9 protein-coding genes are annotated in these 7,181 nt (G+C 33.5%); all 9 read left to right on the top strand.

Annotated features, from left to right (window positions below; translation table 11 throughout):
* On the top strand, nt 1–396 hold a 396-nt coding region (locus tag HMPREF9129_RS01050), incomplete at its 5' end, for a DUF3842 family protein (protein WP_004819417.1).
* Nucleotides 397–561: 165 nt separating this feature from the next.
* A complete protein-coding gene (gene larE, locus HMPREF9129_RS01045; protein WP_040552404.1) occupies nt 562–1,314 on the top strand; it encodes an ATP-dependent sacrificial sulfur transferase LarE in 753 nt (250 codons plus the stop codon).
* Nucleotides 1,304–2,059 (top strand): nickel pincer cofactor biosynthesis protein LarB, encoded by a 756-nt coding sequence (larB, locus tag HMPREF9129_RS01040; protein ID WP_004819411.1) that lies wholly within the window; start codon nt 1,304–1,306, stop codon nt 2,057–2,059. The genes larE and larB overlap by 11 nt, the downstream gene beginning before the upstream one ends.
* Nucleotides 2,056–3,327 (top strand): nickel pincer cofactor biosynthesis protein LarC, encoded by a 1,272-nt coding sequence (gene larC, locus HMPREF9129_RS01035; RefSeq protein WP_004819410.1) that lies wholly within the window; start codon nt 2,056–2,058, stop codon nt 3,325–3,327. Before larB ends, larC begins: the two co-directional genes overlap by 4 nt.
* Before the next feature lie 18 nt (nt 3,328–3,345).
* Nucleotides 3,346–3,867 (top strand): ECF transporter S component, encoded by a 522-nt coding sequence (locus HMPREF9129_RS01030; RefSeq protein ID WP_004819407.1) that lies wholly within the window; start codon nt 3,346–3,348, stop codon nt 3,865–3,867.
* Nucleotides 3,864–4,457 (top strand): class I SAM-dependent methyltransferase, encoded by a 594-nt coding sequence (locus HMPREF9129_RS01025; RefSeq protein WP_004819405.1) that lies wholly within the window; start codon nt 3,864–3,866, stop codon nt 4,455–4,457. The genes HMPREF9129_RS01030 and HMPREF9129_RS01025 overlap by 4 nt, the downstream gene beginning before the upstream one ends.
* 26 nt (nt 4,458–4,483) lie before the next feature.
* Nucleotides 4,484–6,100: an ABC transporter substrate-binding protein gene (locus HMPREF9129_RS01020; RefSeq protein ID WP_004819402.1), complete on the top strand. Its 1,617-nt coding sequence runs from the start codon at nt 4,484–4,486 to the stop codon at nt 6,098–6,100.
* An 8-nt stretch (nt 6,101–6,108) separates the two neighbouring features.
* A complete protein-coding gene (locus HMPREF9129_RS12155; protein WP_257009107.1) occupies nt 6,109–6,333 on the top strand; it encodes an ABC transporter permease family protein in 225 nt (74 codons plus the stop codon).
* Nucleotides 6,334–6,416: 83 nt separating this feature from the next.
* Complete coding sequence (locus HMPREF9129_RS01015) at nt 6,417–7,082, top strand: ABC transporter permease (RefSeq protein WP_257009106.1); 666 nt, start codon at nt 6,417–6,419, stop codon at nt 7,080–7,082.
* Nucleotides 7,083–7,181: the final 99 nt, after the last annotated feature.

Here is a 7,181-nt window from a genome sequence, read left to right as displayed (position 1 = left end):
AAAGAGGTAGTTGTGGATATATTAGTAATTGATGCTCAGGGTGGCGGACTTGGCAAACAAATTGTTCAAGCCTTAAAAGAAAAGTATAAAGATCTAGAAATTATTGCAGTTGGTACAAATGGTATTGCAACCACAAATATGTTAAAAGCAGGAGCGAGCTTTGGAGCGACAGGCGAAAATGCTGTGGTAGTAAATTGTGCAAGAGCCGATGTAATAGTTGGTCCAATTGGGATTTTATTAACTAATTCATTATATGGCGAGATAACGGCAAAAATGGCAGAAGCGGTAAGTCTTAGTAGAGCAAAGAGGATTTTAATTCCGTTTTTACACGATGATAACGTTATTGTGGGAATTAATGAATACTCTATCAAAAAAATTGATAGCGCTTGCGGTTAAGGAAGTTGAAAAAATTTTATAGTTGTTTGAGTTGAATCTTTTATATGAAGTAAAGGATGACTAGAGAAGTAGTCGGTTAAAAATTCAAACGGTCTTTTAATAGTACTATGAAAGTATGCAATCTCTGTAGGGATTTGCATGCTTTTTATTTGTGAGGAACAAAGGATGAATTTAAAGGAATTCTTTAGCAAAAATAAAAAAGTTGCAATTGCTTTTTCGGGTGGAGTTGATTCTGTTTTTTTGTTACAACAAGCTCTAAAAAACAAAGCTGAAGTGAGAGCATATTATGTGAAATCAGATTTTCAACCTGAGTTTGAGTTTAAAGAAGCAAAATATTTTGCTCATGAATTAGGAGCGGATTTAAAAATACTAGAAGTTGATGTCTTAAAAGATGTCCGTATAGAGAAAAATGATAAGGATAGATGTTATTTTTGTAAGCAAAAAATTTTTGGAACTATTATTGAGGCAGCAAAAATAGATGGGTTTGATGTCTTATTAGATGGGACAAATGCTTCGGATGAATATGAAGATAGACCGGGGATGAGGGCAAAAGAAGAGATGAAGGTATTATCTCCACTTAGAGAGTGTAATTTGACTAAATCTGAAATAAGGGAATTGTCCAAAAAAGAAGGATTGGCAAGTTGGAGAAAACCATCATATTCGTGCTTGGCAACGAGAATAAAGACAGGAATGAATATAACAAAAGAAGATTTAGCAGTCATTGAAAAAGCAGAAGCATTTTTAATGAATCTTGGGTTTAAAAATTTTAGAGTCAGGAAAATAGACGATGTTGCAAAAATTGAAGTTACGGGGAAAGACTTCGAAAAGATAATTTCATTTAGAAAAGAAATAGTAGATGAATTTAAGAAGTTTTATAGAGAAGTGACACTGAATTTAGAGGTGAGAGATGAAGAATGATATTAAAAAAATTTTAGAGTCTGTAAAAAATGGAGAAATTTCAGTTGAAGATGCACTGTTAGAATTAAAATCTAAACCTTTTAAAGATATAGAGTATGCAAAGATAGATTTTCATAGAAAAGTAAGACAAGGCGTTGGAGAAGTCATCTACGGTGCAAGCAAGACTGCAAATCAGATGATAGGAATTATTTCTACAATGCTTGAGAATGGACAAGGTTCAATTTTGATTACGAGATTAAATGAAGATGCAGCAAGAGAGATAAAAAAAATACACTCAATAGAATATTATGAAGAAGCAAAGATAGGGATATACGGGCCATTAAAGAAACCGAATGGAATTGGTAAGATTGTAGTTGCTACGGGAGGAACAAGCGACATTCCGGTAGCGGAGGAAGCAGCTTTGACATGTGAATTCTTAGGAAATGAAGTGGTTAGACTCTATGATGTAGGGGTTGCAGGACTTCATAGAATTTTAGGGCATCTTGATGAAATAATGAGTGCAAGTGTTGTTATCACCATCGCAGGTATGGAAGGAGCGCTTGCAAGTGTAGTAGGAGGCCTTACAGATTGTCCTGTTATTGCGGTTCCAACAAGTGTTGGATATGGAGCGGCATTTAATGGAGTAGCGGCACTTTTATCAATGCTTAATTCATGTGCAAGTGGAGTGAGTGTTGTAAATATAGATAATGGATTTGGAGCGGGTTATACAGCCAGTATGATAAATCATATGGAGGTCAAGAAATGAAAACTTTATATTTGGAATGTTCAATGGGAGCGGCTGGAGATATGTTGACAGCGGCGATATTAGAACTGTTTGAAGATAATGAAAAGCAAATAGAAAACTTAAATAATCTTGGAATTGAAGGGATTAGTTTTGAAAAAGTGGATTCTTTTAAGTGTGGCATAAAAGGAACTCGTATGGTTGTAAAAATAAATGGAGAAGAAGAGAAAATCGACGAACATGAACACCATCATGAACATCACCACCATCATCATGGAGACCATGAACATCACCACCATCATGAAGACCATGAACATACACATAGTCACCATCACCATGAACACGGGCATCATGTGCATAGAAGTATGAAAGATATTGAAGAAATAGTTCGTAATATAAAAGTGTCAGAGAAAGTTAAAAAAGACATTATGGAAGTTTATAAGCACATAGCAGAAGCAGAAAGTGTAGCTCATAATGTTGATGTTTCAGAAATTCACTTCCATGAAGTTGGAACTATGGATGCAATAGCAGATATAACAGCAGTTTGTTTTTTGATTGATGAGTTGGAAGTTGAAAAGATAATAGCATCTCCAATAAATGTTGGAAGTGGACACGTACATTGTGCACATGGGATATTGCCTGTTCCAGCTCCGGCAACAGCTTATATATTAAAAGATGTTCCAATGTATACTTCTGAAATACGCGGAGAACTTTGTACTCCTACCGGAGCGGCTATATTAAAACATTTTGTATCAAAATTTGAAGAAATGCCTAAATTGAGAGTTGAAAAAATAGGTTATGGAATGGGGAAAAAAGATTTTGAGAGAATAAACTGTGTAAGAGCTTTTTTGGGAGAGACCAAAGACTCAGAAGAAATAGTGTATGAGTTGTCTTGTAATGTTGATGATATGAGTGCTGAAGAAATTAGTTTTGCAATGGACAGATTTTTTGAAGCTGGAGCTAAAGAAGTGTATACAGTTCCAATAGGAATGAAAAAATCAAGGCCGGGAACTTTGATAAAGGTAATGTGTAGAGAAGAAGATAAGAGTAATTTATTAGAGCTTATATTTAAACACACTACTACTATTGGTATTAGAGAAACTCAAACTTCTAGATATATTTTAGATAGAAATATTGAAGAAATCGAGACTTCTTTAGGCACGATAAGATTTAAGAAATCTTATGGATATGGAGTGAGTAGGGGAAAGTTTGAATACGATGACCTATCAAAGATAGCAAGAGAAAATAACTTGAGTATTTTTGAAGTGAAAGAGAAAATTAGAAAAAAATAATTTTATAGGAGGAAATTTATGAGAAAGAATACGACAAAAGAATTGATTTTAGCGGCATTATTTATAGCTTTAGGATTGATTTTACCAATGGTATTTCATGCTATTGGTGCAGGACCGGTATTTTTGCCTATGCATATTCCTGTTTTATTAGCGGGGTTTTTCTTGAGTGTGCCTTATGCAGCTTTAGTTGGAGCCTTGACTCCAATTCTTAGCTCTGTGCTAACCGGTATGCCACCAATGTTTCCTGTATTACCTTTTATGGTTTTTGAACTTTTGACTTATGGAGCAGTTGTAAGCTATATTCACAACAAGGTAAAAGCTAATATATTTGTGTCATTAATAGTGGCTATGATAGCAGGAAGAATTGTATCTGCGATTGTAGTTTGGGTTTTAGCTTCTTTCTTTATGGCTAAGTTACCGGCGCCTACAGTGTTTATTACTGGAGCTATTGTAAAGGGAATTCCAGGAATTATAATTCAGCTAATATTTATTCCGGCCATTGTATATATTTTAAATAAACAAAAAAGGCTTGAAATATGAATCAAAGAGAATTTTTTAATTCAATGGCTGAAAAATGGGACAGTTTTTGTAAGCACGATAATAAAAAGATTATAGAGATTTTGAATTTATTAGAAATTAAACCAAGTGATAAAGTGCTTGACGTTGGAACGGGGACGGGGATTTTGATTCCATTTTTACTTGAAAGAGTTGGTAAAGGTGGAGAAGTGTGCGCGGTTGATATCTCTGAGAAAATGATAGAAGTTGCAATGAAAAAGTATGCTGCAAGTAATTTGACATTTAAGAATGAAGATATTCTAGATTGCGATTTAAACACTAGATATTATGATAAAGTTATATGTTATTCAATGTTTCCTCATTTTGAAGATAAAAAGAAGGCGATAGAAAAGCTTAGAAAATATTTAAATGAAAATGGAAAGTTAATTATATGTCATTCTCAAAGTAGAGAGGCAATCAATAATTTACACAAGGATTCGTCAATTGTGGTAGAAAAGGATATTTTGCCAAAGATGGAAATTTTAGAAAATTATTTTATAGGAGCAAATTATAAAGTATTAAAAAAAGTAGATAGTGAGGAAATGTTTGTTGTGATTGCTAAAAAGATGGATTAAATCTAACAACATTAGTAGGAGGAGTTATGAAAAAATTTTTAAAAAACGCTTTGTTGATAATGATGCTGTTATTTGTAATGGTAGCTTGCGCAGATAAGAAAGAAGAGAATACAAAAGAAACTACTGCTAAAAAAGATGAATTAGTTCTGGGGTTAGGTAGTGAGCCGGAACAAGGTTGGGACCCAATACATGGCTCAGGACATTATGGGACTGCTATTTTTCAGTCAGCTCTATTTAAAAGAGATATTGATTTGAATATAGTTCCGGACTTAGCAAAAGAATATAAATTATCTGAGGATAAGAAGGTATATGAAATTACATTAAGAGATGATGTAAAGTGGTCTGATGGAGAAGTTTTTACGGCGGATGATGTTGTCTTTACATATAATTTAGCTAAAGAAGAAAAGACGCCAGGAGTTAATTTGAGTAGGCTTTTAGAAGCTAGAAAATCAGACGAATACAAGGTTGAGATAGAATTGAATCAGCCGGATATTTCGTTTATGTCCTCTATGTGTTCACTGTCAATTGTCCCAAAACACGCTTACAATCAAGAATATGGGAAAAATCCAATCGGGACAGGGCCTTTTAAGCTGTTGGAGTGGAAAGAAGGGCAACAACTTATTGTAGAACCTAATGAATACTATTACGGAGACAAAGTTCCGTTTAAAAAATTAACTTTTTTATTTTTCAAGGATGATGATTCTGTTTTGGCAACAGCTAAATCAGGAGACTGCGATATGATAAAGATTCCTTACACTGCTAAAGATATAAATGTAGAAGGATTTCATGTTGAAAGTATAAAGTCAATAGATAACAGGGGAATTTCAATGCCTGTTGTAAAGAATGAAGGAAAGGTGACAAACGATGATACAATGTCGCCGGGAAGTCCTATTGGGAATGATGTAACTTCTGATCTTGAAATTAGAAAAGCACTTAATATAGCTATGGATAGACAAGAGATAATAGATAATGTTCTAAATGGAGAGGGAACTAAGGCAAATTCAGTTGCCGATGAAATGCCTTGGTACAATGAACAAACTAATGATTTATTTGATGGTGATATAGAAGGTGCAAAGAAGATTTTAGAAGATGCAGGTTGGAAAATGGGAGCTGATGGAGTACGCGAGAAAAATGGACTAAAAGCAAAATTTGATTTGCTGTACTCTTATAAAGAAAGAGAAAATATTGCACTGTACTTCGCTGAGAGAGCAAAAGAAATAGGCATAGATGTGAATCTTGTATACGGAGATTGGGATTTTGTAACTCCAAGAATGTATAGCAGTGCTGTTTTATTTGGGTGGGGAGGATATGACCCTCTAGAGATGTACTATAACTATTCTAGTAAATTTAAAGGATTTGAATATTATAATGCAAATCAATATGCAAATGAAAAAGTTGATGAGTACTTTGAAAAAGCTCTATCTAGTGATAATGTTGATGCACTTTATGAAAATTTCAAGCTTGCTCAATGGGATGGAGAAACAGGTTTATCATGGAAAGGTGATTGCCCGTGGATTTGGTTGGTAAATGAAAATCATCTATATTTAGTTCGCGATGAACTTGAAATAGGAAGACAAAAAATACAACCTCATGGTGGGGGTTGGCCAATGATTGATACAATTTCTAATTGGAAATGGAAGTAATTTTTAAAATGAAAAAGATTATAAAACAAACTTTATTCTTTTGTGTTTTAATTTTAAGTATTTCTTTTATATCTTTTTTATTGATAGATCAATCGCCTATTGACCCTGTTGCTTCATTTACAAGGAGCAGGGCAATAGGTTTAACACTAGACGAAAAACAAGCCCTAATATTAAAATGGGGCTTAGATAAATCGCTATTTGAAAGATATATAATATGGCTTAAATTTTATTAAGAGGGAATTTAGGAATCTCAAATATATATAATAGACCAGTTTTAGAAATAATAAAAAGAGGGTTTTCATCTTCTATTATGCTAATGGCATGTGCATGGCTTCTACAGGGGATATTTGGGATTGTATTAGGGATCGTTGCAGGGGCTAATGTAGGCACAATAAAAGATAAAGCAATTAAGTTATATGCTTTAATTTTTGCTGCAATGCCTACATTTTGGATAGGGTTGATGTTGATAGTTGTGTTTTCAATAAAATTGAATTGGTTTCCGGCATCTATGGGTTCGCCAATAGGTGTTAGAGATATAGATGTAAATTTTTTACAAAGGTTAAAATATATGGTATTACCTTGTATAAGTCTTGTGTTGGCAGGAGTCTCAAATATAATTTTACAAACACGTGCTAAAGTTGAAGACATTTTAAACTCAGACTATGTACTTTATGCAAAGGCAAAAGGATTAAAGAAGAGAGAGATACTTTGGAACTATGCTTTTAAAAATATGATTTTACCTGGACTGACACTTCAATTTACGTATTTTAGCGAATTGTTTTCGGGGACTGTATTAGTAGAAAATGTTTTTAATTATCCGGGCTTAGGGAATTTGACAGTTGAGGCTGGGCTTAGAGGTGATACGCCTTTACTGTTGGGATTAGTGGTTTTTTCCGGTGTGTTTGTATATGTGGGCAATAGAGTTTGTGATTTACTATATTTATTTATAGACCCAAGGCTTAGGAGGAAAAGTGGAATTTAATAAAGATATAAAATCAAAAATAAAAATTTTTAAAAATACTAATCAACGAAAATCACAAAGACAAATAACATTAACTATAATGACCGTAGCAATATTTTT

The organism is Peptoniphilus indolicus ATCC 29427 (assembly GCF_000227315.1).
GTDB classification, from domain to species: Bacteria; Bacillota; Clostridia; order Tissierellales; family Peptoniphilaceae; genus Peptoniphilus; species Peptoniphilus indolicus.
Note: the sequence above shows the minus strand (reverse complement) of the source record. Positions and strands in the feature narration are given on the sequence as shown.